Here is a 15,681-nt window from a genome sequence, read left to right on the forward strand (position 1 = left end):
CTATCGCTCCTGTTTTTTGAGCAGCGCGGCGGACAGCCCGATCAGGACCGGTAAGGCCAGCGCCAGCGGGAGAAAGGCGGCATGAAGGTCAGAGAAGTTGAGGGCCTTCGAGAAGGTGCCGCGCGCGATCGTCAGGAAATGCGTGGTCGGGTAGATCTCGCCGATCAGCCGGCCCACCCCTTCCAGGGACGAGACCGGGTCGATCATGCCGGAGAAATTCGCCGCCGGCAGGATGGTGAGCACCGCCGTGCCGAAGATCGCCGCAATCTGGCTGCGCATGAAGGTGGAGATCAGCAGCCCCACGGCCGTGGCGGCACCAACATAGAGCAGCGCACCCGCCGCCAGCGTCAGGAAGCTGCCCTTCAGCGGCACGCCGAAGACGGTCACCGCCAGCAGCGTGAGCAGCAGAAAGCTCAGGAAGGACAGGACCACGTAAGGGAACTGCTTGCCGATCAGAAATTCGAGCCGCGTGGTCGGCGTGACGTAGAAGTTGGTGATCGAGCCGAGTTCCTTCTCGCGCACCACGCTGAGCGCCGCAAGCATGGCCGGGATCAGCATGAGCAGCAGCGGGATCACCGCCGGTACCATCGCCACCAGGCTCTTGACGTCCGGGTTATAGCGGAACCGGGTCTCGATATTGACGAGCCCCGCCACAGCCTCGCCGTAGCCGGCCTCGCGCGCCCTGGTCGCCAGCCAGTGGGCGTGAATTCCCTGCACATAGCCGCGGACGGTCTCGCCCCGTGTCGGCATGGCGCCGTCGATCCAGGCGCCGATCTCGACCCGCCGGCCCCGGGCGATGTCGCGCGCGAAGCCCGGCGGGATCTCGATCGCCAGACTGATGTCGCCTTCGCGCATTCGCCGGTCAAGATCGGCATAATCGGTGATCGGCGGCCGCTCGACGAAGTACCGGGAGCCGCTGAGGTTGAGCGTATAGTCGCGGCTGACGGTGGTCTGGTCGCGATCCAGCACCGCAAAGGTGAGATCCTCAACATCGAGGCTGATCCCATAGCCCATCACGAACATGAGGATGACGCTGCCGAGCAGCGCCAGCGTTAGCCGGATGGGATCGCGGCGCAGCTCCAACCCTTCACGCCGGGCGTGGCTGATCATGCGCCGGGGATCGAACATGCGCCGCCAGCCCTGAGGTTCGCGATGACCTCCCGACGCGTTAACCGTATCGAGCGACGCTGTTTGCTCCTCTCCCGCTTCGCCCTCCCCCGACGCCTCCTCCAGATGCGCGACGAATGCCTCTTCCAGGGTCTCTGCGCCCCGCTGCTGTACGATATTCGCCGGCGTATCGGTAACCAGCACCCGGCCCGCATGCATCAGCGAGATGCGGTCGCAGCGCTCAGCCTCGTTCATGAAGTGGGTGGAGATGAAGATGGTCACCCCGTCACGGCGCGACAGCTCGACCAGCCTGCGCCAGAAAGCGTCGCGCGCCACCGGGTCGACACCTGAGGTAGGCTCGTCGAGGATCAGCATCTCGGGCTTGTGGATCATGGCCACCGCCAGCGACAGGCGCTGGCGAATGCCCAGTGGCAGCTTGTCCGGCAGGGTGTCGATCACCGTGGCCAGATCGAATCGCTCGACCATCTCGTCCGCCCGCCCTGGAATCTCGGCGGCGGGCACGTGGAACAGCCGGGCGTGCAGCTCCAGGTTCTGACGCACCGTCAGCTCGGTATACAGCGAGAAGGACTGCGACATGTAGCCGACGCGGCGACGGGTCGCGAGGTCGTGCGGGTCCACCTCGTGTCCGAACAGCCAGGCCCGGCCTTCACTCGGCGGCAGAAGGCCGGTCAGCATCTTCATGGTCGTGGTCTTGCCGCAGCCGTTGGAGCCGAGAAAACCGAAGATCTCACCCCGTGGGACACGCAGGTTCACATGATCGACCGCAGTGAACTCGCCGAAGCGCATGGTCAGATCCCGGACCTCGATCGCGGTATCGCCATCGTCTTCCGGCCGCGGCGGAATCTCAACGGCCCGATAATCCCGGCGCTTGTCTTCCGGCAGCAGCCGGATGAAGGCTGCCTCCAGCGACTCCGCTCCCGTGCTGTGCAGCAGGCCTTCGGGCGTGTCGCTGGCCAGCACCCGCCCATCGTCCATCGCCGCGAGCCAGTCGAAACGTGCCGCCTCCTCCATATAGGCGGTGGCCACCAGCACACTCATGCCGGGCCGGGAACGACGGATGCCGGCGATCAACTCCCAGAACTGGCGTCGTGAGAGGGGGTCGACACCGGTGGTCGGCTCGTCGAGGATGAGCAGGTCCGGGTCGTGGATCAGCGCGCAGCAGAGGCCGAGCTTCTGCTTCATCCCGCCGGATAGCTTGCCCGCCGCCCGATCGAGAAACGGCCTGAGCCCTGTGGCCCCGGTCAGCGCATCAATGCGGCGCGCCCGTTCGCCGCCGTCATGCCCAAACAGGCGCCCGAAGAAGTCGAGGTTCTCGGACACCGTGAGTGTCGGATAGAGGTTCCGCCCCAGGCCCTGCGGCATGTAGGCGATGCGCGGGCCGACTCCGCGGCGATGGTGCGCATCAGCCATGTCGCCGCCGAGCACCGCGACCTGTCCCGTCTGGACCGCGCGGGCGCCGGCGACCAGCGCCAGCAGGCTCGACTTGCCGACCCCGTCCGGGCCGATCAGCCCGGCCATGCAGCCCGCCGGGATATCGATGGTAACCTCGTCGAGCGCACGCACCTTGCCGTAGCGCAGGGACACATCCCGCAGGCGGGCAACCGGCGCGCCCCCGCCATCCTCGATCTGTGCATGCACATCACGGCTCACTGCGGCAGTCTCGTCTGCAGTTCAGGCGGCCAATCCACCCGCGGGTCGAGCTGCACATAGGCCATGCCCGGCAGGCCGGTCTTGACCTGGAGGAGGTGCTCCCTGAGCAGGTCCGGGGCGATCCGCGCCTTGATGCGGAACATCAGCTTCTGGCGCTCTTCTTGCGTCTCCACCGTCTTGGGTGTGAACTGCGCGACGTCCGCGACGAAGGAGATTTCGGTCGGGATCACGTATTGCGGGGCGGCGTCGAGCACGAGCCGCGCCTCGGCCCCGAGTGCGATCCGCCCGGCCTGTTCCGTCGGCAGGAAGAATGTCATGTACACATCGGTGAGATCGACCATGTTCAGTACCACGCCGCCCGGGGAGAGGACTTCGCCAGGCTGGGCGACGCGGTACTGGACACGCCCGTCACGCGGCGATTTCAGTACGCTGTCGTCGATATCCGCCTGAATGCGCTGGAGGGTGGCCCGCGCCGCCTCTACCGAGGCCTCCGCAGCAATGACATCCGACCTGGCCCGCCCTATGGCGGCTTGCGCGGCCGCCGCCTGCGCCTCCGCGGCACCGACCGCAGCCTTCGCCGCCGCGGCCGCGGCACGGTCGTCATCGAGCTGCGCCTCGGAGGCGGCATTTTTTGAGGCGAGCTCCCGGGTGCGGGCAAGCCGTTTTTGCGCGGCGTCGAGCTCGGCCTTCCTCTGGGCTATAAACGCCTCGGCGGCCTGCTTCTCGGCCTCGCGCTGGGTCACCAGGCTTTGCGCGGTCTCGATGCCGATGAGCGCCCGTTGCAACTGCGCCTCGGCCTCCCGGAGCTGCGCCTCCAGGACGGCCGTGTCCATTTTCGCCAAGACCTGGCCGGCGCGGACGAAGTCGCCCTCGTTGACCAGGATCTCCCGAATACGGCCTGCGGTCCTGGCCGCGATATCGATCTCGACCGCCTCGATCCGGCCGTTTCCGGCGGCGAATCCGTCGGGCAAGTCCTGCGGTTGAAAATGCCACCAAGCCCAAACGCCCAGCGCAATGACAATCGCAGCGGCGACGCCTCGAATACCTGCTTTCATGAATTTTTTCACGTCTTGGATTGCTCCACGCCAGTTGGCTCACTCATTCTTGACCATTGAATTCAGGCTGAGCGCGATCTTTGTAGACCCACATCTTAAGCTATACCTTACGCACGAATCACAGCAATTAGGCTGACCCACATCATTTTAACAAATCTCCGGGCGAGATTCCCTGTTTCCCTATTATCCCAGTTTATAATCATGGGTAGTAACTACGCGGACTGCTCAGAGATAGAGTTTCTATCCATGGGTAGTAAAATGGGTAGTATTGAGCGGCGATGGCTGTGAAAAATACACCAAGTAAATGTTTATAAATGCTTTTTAATTTTTATTCGTCGAGCAGGTGCAAAACCTGGAGTGATCCTCCCGAACTCGTGGTTTTATCGGAGGGGAGCGGTAGCCTGCGCCCCGAGGTGCGGATGCCGGTCAAACCCCGTATAATCGCGCGTTTTCTGAGGGGTGTTGGCCCCGTAACACGTTTCTATTTAGGTGATCGGGAAGAGTAAGCCATGAATCATGCCGGTGAGCAGGGCACCCTGTATGTAATTTCTGCACCATCCGGGGCGGGCAAGACCAGTCTGGTCGCCGAAATGCTGCGCCAGGATGCCCGCTTGGGGGTTTCCATCTCCCATACCACCCGGCCCATGCGCGAGGGTGAACAGGACGGTGTGAATTACCACTTTGTCGACCGGGGTGAATTCGAGGCGATGATTGCCCGGGGGGACTTCCTCGAACACGCGGATGTTTTCGGCAACTACTACGGCACCTCCCAGGTGTGGGTGCGGGAAACCCTGGCCAAGGGCCAGGATGTGATCCTGGAGATCGATTGGCAGGGTGCCGAGCAGGTGCGGCGGTTGATTCCCGAGTGTGTGGGCATTTTCATTGTGCCACCGTCGGAGCAGATCCTGCGTGAGCGCCTGGTGGGCCGGGGCACCGACGCGCCAGAGGTTATTGAGCGCCGTCTGGCCGAAGCGGAAGAGGAATGCCGTCATGCCATCGAATTTGACTATCTTGTGGTCAATGACGATTTCGAGCAGGCCCTGTCAGAGTTGCTCTGTATTGTTCGCACCCAGCGCCTGAGTATGGCCAACCAGCGGGTGCGCCACGAGGGCCTGCTGGCGGAGCTTTCCGGTCGTCGGTGATGGCGTTTTTTTCTGTATACAAAATGAGCCGTGGGCAGTACACTACGCGGTCTTTCACCAGTATTTGTTATTTTCGGGGAACATAATGGCACGAGTTACCGTTGAAGATTGTCTGGAAAACGTAGATAACCGCTTCCAGCTGGTCATGCTGGCAACCAAGCGCGCGCGCCAGATCGCCACCAAGGGTGCTGACCCTATGGTGCCGGAAGAGAATGATAAGCCAACGGTTATCGCGTTGCGTGAAATTGCAGAAGGCAAGGTCACCCGTGATCTGCTCAAGGAGCAGGAAGAAGACTGAGTCTTTGCCTGCTGGCCTGGCCTAAAGCGGGTGCAGGCACGTCGAAGGCATTGAAATCTGCCTCCGCAGTTTATAGTGTACTCTATAGCAACCTGCTGGAAGGACACGGAAAGCCCGGATGCATGCATTCGGGCTTTTTTCGTTCCAGCGTTCAGAGATTTGGTGGAGGCGCGGTGTCGAGAGAGGCGACGGTAGAAGACCTGACCTCAGTGTTGGGTTCTTATCTGGATAACAACCGTATCAATCAGGTACGGAGGGCGTACTATTACGCCGAGCAAGCCCACGAAGGCCAAATGCGCAAGAGTGGGGACCGCTATATTACCCACCCGCTGGCCGTTGCCGGAATCCTCGCCAACCTGAAGCTGGACCATCAGAGCCTGATGGCCGCGATGCTCCACGACGTGATTGAAGACACCGGCATCCCCAAGGATGCCCTGGCCGAGCAGTTTGGTGACGACGTGGCCGAACTGGTGGACGGTGTCTCCAAGCTTACCCAGATTGAATTCCGCACCCGCGCCGAAGCCCAGGCCGAGAACTTCCAGAAAATGACCCTGGCCATGGCCCGGGATATCCGCGTGATTCTGGTCAAGCTGGCGGACCGACTACACAACATGCGCACTCTGGGCCCTATGCCCTACGAAAAGCGCTTGCGCATTGCCACCGAAACCCTCGATATCTACGCCCCCATCGCCAACCGGTTGGGTATGCATGCGGTCTGTACCGAGCTTGAGGACCTGGGCTTTTCCGCGCTCTATCCGATGCGCTCGAAGTACATAGCCAAGGCCGTGGATAAGTTGCGGGGCAGTCACCGGGAAATCATCGATGACATCCGTGGCAAGCTGGAGGAAAAGCTCGAGGAGCGGGGGCTGCCCGGCAAGATCATGGGGCGGGAGAAGCACCTGAATTCCATCTACAACAAGATGAAGTTCAAGCACAAATCCTTCCATGAGATCATGGATGTTTACGCCTTCCGCATCATTACCGAGACCGAAGACGACTGTTATCGCATTCTCGGCGCCGTCCACAGTCTCTACAAACCTCTGCCGGGGCGCTTCAAAGATTACATTGCCATGCCCAAGGCCAACGGCTACCAGTCGTTGCACACCACGCTGTTTGGCATGCACGTGAATATTGAAATCCAGATCCGTACCGAGGAGATGGAGCACATCGCCAATAATGGTATTGCGGCTCACTGGATGTACAAGAATGAGGATTCCGGGGTCACCACGGTTAACCAGAAACGAGTGGACCGCTGGGTGAAGGGCTTGATGGAAATTCAGGAACGGGCTGATGACTCCATGGAGTTCATCGAGCATGTGAAAGTGGATCTGTTCCCGGACGAAATCTACGTGTTCACACCCAAGGGCCGGATCATGGAATTGCCCAGTGGTGCCACGCCGGTGGACTTTGCCTACGCCATTCACACGGATATTGGCAACGCGGCGGTCGCCTGTCGGATCAACCGGAACCTGGCCTCCCTCAGTCAGCCGTTACAGAGTGGCCAGACGGTGGAGGTCATTACCGCGCCAGGCGCCCGGCCCAACCCTGCCTGGTTGAGTTTTGTGGTCACCGGCAAGGCACGCAGCAGTATTCGCCATGCCCTGAAAACCCGTCAGCGGGCCGAATCCCTGGAACTGGGGCGGACGCTGCTCAAACGTTCCCTGAAAGGCTTTGGGGCCAGGCTGAGTGATATCAGTGATGCCCAGAAACAGGTGGTGGTTAACCACAACCAGGTGAACAATTTCGATGACCTGGTCAGCGACATTGGCCTGGGCAACCGCATGGCCTATCTGGTGGCCCGGCAACTGGTGTCTGGCACCGAAGGCATGGACCAGTCGCCGGCCAACCTGGAAAACACCGGCGAGGGCAAATCCGGTGCGGTCACCATTCGGGGAACCGAAGGTCTGCTGGTGAAATTTGCCTCCTGCTGCAAACCGATTCCGGGCGACCCGATTGTGGGTGTGATGGATTCCGGCAATGGTATGGTGATTCACTCAGATACCTGCTCCAAGCTGCCCGAAGACTCCGAAGGGCGGGCACGGCTGACCCACCTGAAATGGGCCAAGGACATCACTGATGAGTTCTCCGTGGAGCTGCGCGTAGAGCTGGAACGCCAGCGCGGCGTGATTGCCGAAGTGGCCAACGCCGTGGCCATGGCCGATGGCAATATTGAACGGATTGGCGTCGAGGAGCAGAACGCCAAGTTCGGTATCGTGAACCTGGTGGTGCATGTAAACGGCCGTCGCCATCTGGCGCGGGTGATGCGCCGGGTTCGCAACATTCGTGCGGTTACCCATATTGGTCGGGTGCGCCACTGATTCGCGGCAGTTGACAGTAGCGCCACCTAAGGGCGAGCATTGCCGTTTTGATAGAGAGGAAATTGAAGGTCATGACCAACAAATCTGTTATCCAGACCGAAAACGCGCCGCAGGCGATTGGCACCTACTCCCAGGCGGTCAAGGCCGGAGACACCGTGTACCTGTCTGGCCAGATTCCGCTGGACCCGGAAACCATGGAAGTGGTGCCCGGTGATTTTGCCGCCAAGACCCGCCAGGTATTCGAAAACCTGAAAGCGGTGTGTGAGGCCGCCGGCGGTGAACTCAAGGACATCGTCAAGCTGAACATCTACATGACCGACCTGGCCAACTTCGGCACGGTCAACGAGATCATGGCCACCTACTTCCAGGAACCGTACCCGGCTCGTGCCGCCGTGGGTGTGGCGGCACTGCCCAAGGACGTGCCGGTGGAAATGGAAGCGGTGATGGTGCTCAGCTAAGCTTGCTGATCATCTCCAGGTACCCTGCCTTGTAGTCGGGGTACCGGAATTCAAAGCCGCTATTAAGCAGGCGCTGATTGTTGCAGCGCTTGCTGCCGGCTCTCCCTCCTTTTCGCGCGCCTTCCACCGGTGCCTTGCACGGCACCTGCTGCCGAACCCAGTCCACCACGTCATCCAGTCGCACCGGCTCGCAATCACTGGCTATGTAGAGATTCTCAATAGCATGACCGGCCAGGGCCTGTTGGGCCAGCCAGGCGACAGCGTGAGCGGCGTCGTGTTCGTGAATCCGGTTGCTGTAGGGGGCTGGAGGCTGCGGGTTCATCCGGCCTTCAAGCACTTCTTCCAGAAAGCGCTGACGGGTGGGGCCATAGATGCCGCTGAAACGAACGACGGTGGCCGGGTGGCCGCTGTTAAGGGCGGTCTGCTCGCCCTGCAGGATCTGCTGGCCACTGAAACGGTCCGGCTCCGCGGGGCTGGTTTCGTCCACCCAGCTGTCGTCGTCCTGGGCGTAGACACTGGTGCTGCTGACAAAAAACAGCCGCGTCAGTGGTTTGTTGCCAATCGCCTTCAGCAGATTCTGCAAACCGGTGACGTATGCCTGGTGATAGCCCTGCTCGTCATATCTGGAGGGCGTGAGACAGTAGATCACCACATCCAGCGATTCCGGCAGCTTGTCCTTAAGGGTTTCGGGCTGGGTCAGGTCCGCTCCGATGCCGGTCACGCCAGTTGGCACCCTGTCGGGGTTTCGCCGCAAGCCGTAGACCTTGGCGTTGTCGGTCAGGGCAGAGGCGATGGCCCCGCCCAGCTTGCCGCAGCCGGCCACCAGTATTTGTGCGGGCTGGTTCAGATCTGTCCTTGTCATAGACAATTTCAATCCTTATGCTTTGGCTGATAAAGTGTTTGAAAACATTGTCCGTTTCAGTTGACCGGAGCTTTCCATGACTCTCACCGAGTTACGATACGTTGTTACTCTTGCCCGGGAAAGGCATTTTGGTCGCGCCGCAGAGCGCTGTCATGTCAGCCAGCCGACCTTGAGTGTGGCGGTTAAGAAGCTTGAAGACGAGCTGGGCATTCCCCTCTTTGAGCGCAGCAAAAGCAGCATCCGCGTCACCGAAACCGGCCAGCGCATTATTGAACAGGCCCAACGGGTTCTGGATCAGGTGGGTGTCATCCGGGATATGGCCCAGGACGGCAAAAACCAGCTGAATTCGCCGCTGAAGGTCGGTGCTATCTACACCATTGGCCCCTACCTGTTCCCGCACCTGTTGCCGGAATTGCGGCGTGCGGCACCGGAAATGCCGCTGTATATCGAAGAGAACTACACCGCCAACCTGCGCCAGAAACTTCGTCACTCGGAACTGGACGCCATTATTGTGGCCCTGCCCTTTGATGAGCCGGAGGTGGTGACCTTGCCGCTCTATGACGAGCCTTTTGTGGTGCTGCTGCCGGCCGACCATCCCCTGACCAAAAAAGATCAGGTGACGCCCGAGGAAATGGCCAAGGAACAGCTGTTGTTGTTGGGTCCGGGCCACTGCTTCCGGGATCAGGTGCTGGAAAGCTGTCCGCCATTGGTCGAGGCCATTACCAAGCGGGCCGATGCTGGCCGACCGGAGCTGGTAACCGAAGGTAGCTCCCTGGAAACCATCCGGCACATGGTGGCCTCGGGATTGGGTATTACGGTATTGCCGTTGTCCGCCGCCACCGCCATGAAATACCAGGAAGACATCCTGGCGGTCAGGCCGTTTGCTGCGCCGGTTCCCTTCCGAACCGTGGCCCTGGCCTGGCGCGTGACCTTCCCGCGGCCCAAGGCCATCGATGTGCTGTCGCTGGCGGCCAGTCAGTGCCGGGTGATCGAGAAAGCCAGGGACGATACCCCAGCGGCGGCCGAAAGCGCCTGAACGCCCCATGACGTCGCTGGAGGACATCTGTGTAACCCAGCTCAAGGGCGTAGGTAGCGCCCTGGCCGGCAAGCTGGAAAAGCTGGGCATTCGCTCGGTGCAGGACCTGCTGTTCCACCTGCCGTACCGTTACGAGGACCGCACCCGCGTGGTGCCCATTGGCAGCCTGCGAATCGGCGACGTGGCGGTGGTCGAAGGCGAGGTAATGAAAACCGACCTGGTGATGGGCCGGCGCCGAAGTCTGCAGGTTACCCTCAGGGACGACAGCGGTTTTCTGGTGCTCCGGTTCTTTCACTTCAACGCCAGCCAGAAAAATCAGTTAAGCGAAGGCGCCCGGGTACGCTGCTTCGGCGAGGTTCGTCCGGGCCGGGCGGGGTTTGAGTTCTATCACCCGGAATATCAGGTAAACCCGCCGCCCATGCCTCCGGCCAACCAGGCCACGCTCACACCGGTCTATCCCCTGACCGAAGGCATCCAGCAACCCCGGGTTCGCAGCCTTTGCCAGCAGGCCCTGAGCTATCTGAACCGCTTTCCCATCAAGGATTGGCTGCCGCCCGAGCTACTGGCGGATTATCAGTTGCCGTCGATTACCGAGGCGGTTCGCCTGGTGCATTCACCCCAGGCGGGAGCTCCAGTCCATCTGTTGATGGAAGGACGTCATCCGGCGCAGCAACGGCTGGTGATGGAAGAACTGCTGGCCCATCAACTCAGCCTGCTGCAGGTGCGAGAACAGATACAGGCCCGGGAAGCCCTTCCACTACTGCCGACCGGAGATCTCGCCGATCGTTTCCTGGATCAGCTGCCATTCCAGCTGACCGGCGCCCAGCGCCATGTGATGAGCGATATCCGCCAGGATCTTAGCCAGCCTTTGCCCATGCTGCGTCTGGTGCAGGGCGACGTGGGGTCTGGTAAAACCGTGGTGGCCGCGTTGGCGGCTTTGCAGGCCATTGGCGCGGGAGCCCAGGTGGCATTGATGGCGCCCACCGAAATCCTGGCCGAACAGCATTACCAGAACTTCCGGGGTTGGCTGGAGCCGCTGGGCATCCGGCTGGCGTGGGTATCGGGTAAAGTGAAGGGAAAGGCTCGCAAAGAGGCCCTTGCTGAAGTGGCCAGTGGTGAGGCCCAGGTAGTGATTGGCACCCACGCCCTGTTCCAGGATGATGTCGAATTCCAGCGCCTGGCTTTGGTGATTGTTGATGAACAACACCGCTTTGGGGTTCACCAGCGCCTGGCGTTGCGGGAGAAAGGCGTGGGTGGCTCACTGGCGCCCCACCAGCTGATCATGACTGCGACGCCGATCCCCCGGACCCTGGCCATGAGCGCCTACGCCGATCTGGACACCTCAGTGATTGATGAGTTGCCTCCCGGACGAAAACCGATCGAAACTGTGGTGGTGTCTGACAGCCGCCGGGATAAAATCGTTGATCGCGTGCGTCAGGCTTGCCGGGAGGGGCGCCAGGCCTATTGGGTCTGTACCCTGATCGAAGAATCCGAGGCACTGCAATGCCAGGCTGCGGAGGTGACGGCGGCGGAACTGGCCGACCGGTTGCCGGATCTGAAAGTCGGCCTCGTGCATGGCAGGCTGAAAGCCGCTGAGAAGGCCGAGGTGATGGAGTCCTTCAAGAACGGCGAGCTGGACCTGCTGATTGCCACGACGGTGATCGAGGTGGGTGTGGATGTGCCCAATGCCTCATTGATTATTATCGAAAACCCGGAGCGCCTGGGTCTGGCCCAGTTGCACCAGCTACGTGGTCGGGTTGGCCGGGGAGAACAAGCCAGTTATTGCGTACTGCTGTACCATCCGCCACTATCAAGTAATGGCAAGGCCAGACTGCAGGCCTTGCGGGACAGCCAGGATGGCTTTTTCATCGCGGAGAAGGATCTGGAGATTCGTGGCCCGGGGGAGGTATTGGGAACCCGGCAAACCGGAATGATGCAGTTCCGGCTGGCGGATTTTGAGAGAGACAAAGGCTGGATTGAGCCGGTCAGGGAAATGGCGCCAGGCTTGATGGCTCAGTCGCGAACGGTGGAAGCATTGATTCGCCGTTGGCTGGGAGAGAATATTCGGTATGGAGACGTATAATTCTGTCGCGTAAGCGCAAAACCTTGAGGTAATCCTATGCAGCTGCCGGTTGTCATACAGGAATCCCTGGCAGACAAGGCTAAGGCCGTATCCCTGCGGAGCATTAGCCAGATTGACCCAAAGCATGCATTGCGGATGGTGCTGTTAAGCGATGGTGAAGGCAAGCTACAAGCCATTTGCCGGCGAGATGACCTGCTGGATCTGGAAGCCCTGAATAAACAGCTGGGGCGAAATTTACGCATGATGCCCATCGGCGACCAGGTACGCACACGCCAGCGGGTGGGGCTGACCGATTTGCCGGCCATGCCGTCCCTGACAGGATGGCCTTCGGTGATCGACACCCGGTTGGATGAGCTGGATTACGTGGCCCTGGAGCTGGCGGACCAGCAGTTGGCGGCCGTGATGCCAACGGCGGACTTTGCCGAGCTGACAGGCAAAGCGATCCGGAAAAGCTTTGCGGTGGATACAGGCTCCATCTCGGTAAACCTGAGCAATCCCCAGGCCGACCGGGAACAGCTGCATTCCGCGATTAATCGTTTCACTGGCCTGCGTATCCAGCAGCGCCTGGAAGATACCCTGGAATTGCCACCCCTGCCGGAAACGGCGCAGCGCATCATTCATTTGCGTGTGAACCCCAACGCGGTGATGGGCGATCTGGTGGACATTGTTGAAAGCGACCCCAGTCTGGCCGCCCAGGTGGTCAGTTGGGCTTCATCCTCGTTCTACGCCGCCGCCGGGCAGGTCCGGTCGGTTTACGATGCGGTGTCACGGGTGCTGGGTTTTGACCTGGTCATGAACCTCGCCATGGGGCTCGCACTGGGTCGCGCGTTACGCCAGCCTTCGGACCACCCGGATGGTTATGTGGACTACTGGCAGCAGGCTATCTGGCAGGCCCAATCCGCCGGTATCCTGGCCGGCATGATGAAAGGGCCCCGTCGCCCGGTATTTGGTCTGGCCTATCTCGCCGGGCTGCTGCACAACTTCGGGCACCTGGTGTTGGCCCAGGTTTTCCCTCCTCATTTCCGGTTGGTGTGCCGGTCGTTGGAAGTGAACCCAAACATCGATTCCAGCGTGATTGAGCACAAACTTCTGGGCATCACCCGGGAGCAGATCGCGGCCCAGCTAATGGAGAACTGGGGCATGCCGGAGGAGGTCAACACCGCCATCCGCTATCAAAAAAATCCGGCCTTCGACGGCGAGCACTATGCCTATGCCCGTACCCTGTGGCTCGGGCGCCAGTTGCTGACAGAGAAAGGCATTGCCCTGGGGGCGGGTGAGCCCATTCCGGACGCGGTGTTCGAAGAGCTGGGCCTGAACCGGGGGAAAGTTGACGAGCGTTTCGAAGACCTGGTTCAAAGCAAGGACAGTGTGATGGCGATAGCGGGCATGATGAATCAGGGGACATAAAAAAACCGGCCCTGAGGCCGGTTAGGTCCACCCGCGTATCGCAGTGTCATCAAAAACTCGTCAGGAGAAAACAACTCAGGAGCTGGTTGTAAAGATACTAGACAGCTCCTGATTGAAATATAGCCAACATTTGGCAAAAAGAAAGTCGCGACGTCAATCAAATCGATAATGCCGAAGAGTTGTGGCTGCCTCCCGGATTTCTTCAGCGAATTCCTGCTCCACCTCATACCGCTCCTGGTCAAGCTGGGTAAGGGTTTCGGAGTCCGTTTTCTTCCTGGCCCGGTGCGTGGGCATGTGGCTGATTTTGTCATGGACCTGCTGGAATACCCGGAACGGCGGCTTCTCCAGCAACTCCGGCGCCACGTGTTCCAGTAGCCCTTTCAATCGCAGGCAGGCCTCGGAGTATTCAACCTGGTCGGCTTCCACCGCCATGGCGATCACCCGGATGCTTTCCACCATCTCGTCCCGGCGCCGGGCCTGGAACTCCTGGGTTTTCTTCTCTCGCAGCCGCTGCTCCGACAGCAGGCGTGATTGCCGCCAGATATAGACCAGAAGCACGCCAATAACCACCAGTGCGATGGCGATAAACACCAGTTGAAGGCCTCTGGGCATGATTGCTGTCTCCGTTGTGTCAGTCTGGGCGGGTTGGCCAAAAAGCTATGGCGAACTTTGACATCTGCGGTTGGGGCTTTCAACAGAGAATCTTGGCGGGGAGTATAGCTGGGCTAGTTAGATACCGCCCCGGCGTGTACCGGGGCGGTGTGTTGCCAGTGCTCAGGCTGCAACCATGGCGGCGCGACGGCGGCGAGCCAGGCCCAGGCCGAGCATGCCCAGACCGAGCAGGGCGATGGAGCCAGGCTCCGGAACGTAAGTCGGAGGCTCACTGTCGTAGAAAGCGATGTGTGAGAGTTCCTTCTCACCCGGGGTAAACCAGGTGCCTTCGGTCACTACCTCGGCCAGGTTCAGGCAGGCCAGGGTATAGGTGTTACCTGAGCAGGTATCGGCATTGGCGTCGTCGATGTACCAGAACAGGTTGAACCCGTTACCTGCCTTGGCGGCCCAGTAACGGACACCCGGGTCGTCTTCACCCATGATGTAGCTCCAGCTGCCGACTGCATCACCGTCGATGGTGATTTCACTGCCATCGAAACTGGTATAGTCGCTGTTAAATTCATCGACATCCCCGTTCGGGTTGTACTTGGCAATGAGTGGTGAAATCTGGATGGGCTCTCCAGATTCGTCGTTTACAAAAACTTGGCATACCTCGCCGCCTGTGCCACCGAAGTAGCCAGCACAGTCGTTGCCTTCAAAGGAATGCCAGATCAATCCCGCAGAGGCGGGGAGTGCGAACAGGCCGGTAACCAGCGCTGCTGCGATGTAGATAAAGCGTTTCATGATAAATACCTCCAGATTGTCCTTTTCCGGTGAACCGGCTCCACTGCAGCTCGGTGCCTGATGGTCCTTTTGCGACAGTGTCTGTTTTGGAGGCTGCATAAAATCTGCCACTTTTTAAGTGGCTGATAAATGGAGCGTTATTTTGGGGCGGGTTTCGAGCTTGTAAAAAAGCTGGACGCTTGAACCTCCCGGGGCGGCCCTGGCCTTGACACGGAGAGGTAGCCCCCTAATATAGCGCGGGTCGTCGGTCGGTTATTTCACGGGCTGCAGCGGTGAACGTCTGCATTTCTTCCACAGGATGCTACCGCGAATCACGTTTTATTTTTTATCAGTAACAAGGTGCATCCATGGCTGTGGCGTTACCGCCTGAGCTGGAAATCAAGCTCAACAAACTCAGCATCAAGAAGCCGTTCATCAATCGGTTACTCGCTGTCATTTTTATGCCCTTCATCGCCCGCAGTGGCCTGAAGGTGAACTACGACCCAAAGAATTTTTACGCCTACCTTCCCAAGAAACGCTTCAATTCCAACTGGTATGGCACCCAGGCAGGTGCGGCCATTCTGGGTAACAGCGAGCTGGCGGCTGGTTGCTATCTGTTCCTGCGAACCGAAGGCGAGTACCGCATGGTGTGCACCCGCCTGGATTATCGCTTCCTGCTGCCAAGTACCGACCCGGTGATCTACAAAGTAGAGCTTGATGAAAACGAGCTGGAAGAGAAAATCGCGGCTGGCGGCAAATTCATGATGGATTTGACCATCAAACTGTATCGGGCCAAATCCAAGTCCACCACCGGCAAGCGCATCGGCTCGGGCCATATCAGTTTCAAAGTATGGCCGGTGGGAGGCTGAC

The 15,681-nt window shown here is 60.1% G+C and carries 12 protein-coding genes and 1 pseudogene; 8 read left to right on the forward strand and 5 right to left on the reverse strand.

Going from position 1 to position 15,681, the window contains the following annotated elements; translation table 11 throughout:
* Complete coding sequence (rbbA, locus tag BY454_RS09405; protein ID WP_104416281.1) at positions 1-2,778, reverse strand: ribosome-associated ATPase/putative transporter RbbA; 2,778 nt, start codon at positions 2,776-2,778, stop codon at positions 1-3.
* The gene (locus BY454_RS09410) at positions 2,775-3,833 is read right to left on the reverse strand and encodes an HlyD family secretion protein (RefSeq protein WP_091706434.1); all 1,059 of its coding nucleotides are present in this window, start codon (positions 3,831-3,833) and stop codon (positions 2,775-2,777) included. Before BY454_RS09410 ends, rbbA begins: the two co-directional genes overlap by 4 nt.
* 509 nt (positions 3,834-4,342) lie before the next feature.
* On the opposite strand from BY454_RS09410, the gene gmk reads away from it, so the two are divergent.
* The 4 genes from gmk (at position 4,343) to BY454_RS09430 (ending at position 8,049) form a co-directional block, all read left to right on the forward strand.
* Complete coding sequence (gmk, locus tag BY454_RS09415; RefSeq protein WP_104416282.1) at positions 4,343-4,975, forward strand: guanylate kinase; 633 nt, start codon at positions 4,343-4,345, stop codon at positions 4,973-4,975.
* Positions 4,976-5,060: 85 nt separating this feature from the next.
* Positions 5,061-5,273, forward strand: a complete 213-nt coding sequence (gene rpoZ / locus BY454_RS09420) for a DNA-directed RNA polymerase subunit omega (RefSeq protein ID WP_104425555.1) — start codon at positions 5,061-5,063, stop codon at positions 5,271-5,273.
* A 173-nt stretch (positions 5,274-5,446) separates the two neighbouring features.
* Positions 5,447-7,591 (forward strand): RelA/SpoT family protein, encoded by a 2,145-nt coding sequence (locus BY454_RS09425; RefSeq protein ID WP_104416325.1) that lies wholly within the window; start codon positions 5,447-5,449, stop codon positions 7,589-7,591.
* Between the two features lie 71 nt (positions 7,592-7,662).
* Entirely contained in the window at positions 7,663-8,049 is a 387-nt protein-coding gene (locus BY454_RS09430; RefSeq protein ID WP_104416284.1) for a RidA family protein, read from the forward strand.
* Here the strand turns inward: BY454_RS09430 and BY454_RS09435 are convergent.
* Positions 8,042-8,911: an NAD-dependent epimerase/dehydratase family protein gene (locus BY454_RS09435; protein WP_104416285.1), complete on the reverse strand. Its 870-nt coding sequence runs from the start codon at positions 8,909-8,911 to the stop codon at positions 8,042-8,044. The genes BY454_RS09430 and BY454_RS09435 overlap by 8 nt on opposite strands.
* A gap of 76 nt (positions 8,912-8,987) precedes the next feature.
* Between BY454_RS09435 and BY454_RS09440 the strand changes: the two genes are divergently transcribed.
* Genes BY454_RS09440 through BY454_RS09450 form a run of 3 tightly spaced genes read left to right on the forward strand, consistent with a single transcriptional unit; the run spans position 8,988 to position 13,437 of the window.
* Entirely contained in the window at positions 8,988-9,947 is a 960-nt protein-coding gene (locus BY454_RS09440) for a hydrogen peroxide-inducible genes activator (RefSeq protein WP_104416286.1), read from the forward strand.
* Between the two features lie 7 nt (positions 9,948-9,954).
* The gene (gene recG, locus BY454_RS09445; protein WP_104416287.1) at positions 9,955-12,030 is read left to right on the forward strand and encodes an ATP-dependent DNA helicase RecG; all 2,076 of its coding nucleotides are present in this window, start codon (positions 9,955-9,957) and stop codon (positions 12,028-12,030) included.
* Positions 12,031-12,066: 36 nt separating this feature from the next.
* The gene (locus tag BY454_RS09450) at positions 12,067-13,437 is read left to right on the forward strand and encodes an aminoacyl-tRNA deacylase and HDOD domain-containing protein (protein ID WP_104416288.1); all 1,371 of its coding nucleotides are present in this window, start codon (positions 12,067-12,069) and stop codon (positions 13,435-13,437) included.
* 153 nt (positions 13,438-13,590) lie between these two features.
* Here BY454_RS09450 and BY454_RS09455 read toward each other — a convergent pair whose 3' ends face one another.
* On the reverse strand, positions 13,591-14,049 hold the full coding sequence (locus tag BY454_RS09455; RefSeq protein WP_104416289.1) for a DUF2489 domain-containing protein: 459 nt from the start codon (positions 14,047-14,049) through the stop codon (positions 13,591-13,593).
* Between the two features lie 162 nt (positions 14,050-14,211).
* A pseudogene (locus BY454_RS17185) lies at positions 14,212-14,310 on the reverse strand (PEP-CTERM sorting domain-containing protein); the annotation flags it as partial.
* Positions 14,311-15,179: 869 nt separating this feature from the next.
* Between BY454_RS17185 and BY454_RS09465 the strand changes: the two are divergent.
* The gene (locus BY454_RS09465) at positions 15,180-15,680 is read left to right on the forward strand and encodes a hypothetical protein (protein ID WP_104416291.1); all 501 of its coding nucleotides are present in this window, start codon (positions 15,180-15,182) and stop codon (positions 15,678-15,680) included.
* Position 15,681 lies beyond the last annotated feature (1 nt).

The organism is Marinobacter persicus (genome assembly GCF_002934325.1).
Lineage (GTDB): Bacteria > Pseudomonadota > Gammaproteobacteria > Pseudomonadales > Oleiphilaceae > Marinobacter > Marinobacter persicus_A.

Coding starts and splice junctions, on each gene's coding strand:
- gmk (WP_104416282.1), top strand. CDS start 4,343: ATGAATCATGCCGGTGAGCAGGGCACCCTGTATGTAATTTCTGCACCA.
- BY454_RS09430 (WP_104416284.1), top strand. CDS start 7,663: ATGACCAACAAATCTGTTATCCAGACCGAAAACGCGCCGCAGGCGATT.
- BY454_RS09435 (WP_104416285.1), bottom strand. CDS start 8,911: ATGACAAGGACAGATCTGAACCAGCCCGCACAAATACTGGTGGCCGGC.
- recG (WP_104416287.1), top strand. CDS start 9,955: ATGACGTCGCTGGAGGACATCTGTGTAACCCAGCTCAAGGGCGTAGGT.
- BY454_RS09440 (WP_104416286.1), top strand. CDS start 8,988: ATGACTCTCACCGAGTTACGATACGTTGTTACTCTTGCCCGGGAAAGG.
- rpoZ (WP_104425555.1), top strand. CDS start 5,061: ATGGCACGAGTTACCGTTGAAGATTGTCTGGAAAACGTAGATAACCGC.
- BY454_RS09410 (WP_091706434.1), bottom strand. CDS start 3,833: ATGAAAGCAGGTATTCGAGGCGTCGCCGCTGCGATTGTCATTGCGCTG.
- BY454_RS09465 (WP_104416291.1), top strand. CDS start 15,180: ATGGCTGTGGCGTTACCGCCTGAGCTGGAAATCAAGCTCAACAAACTC.
- BY454_RS09455 (WP_104416289.1), bottom strand. CDS start 14,049: ATGCCCAGAGGCCTTCAACTGGTGTTTATCGCCATCGCACTGGTGGTT.
- BY454_RS09450 (WP_104416288.1), top strand. CDS start 12,067: ATGCAGCTGCCGGTTGTCATACAGGAATCCCTGGCAGACAAGGCTAAG.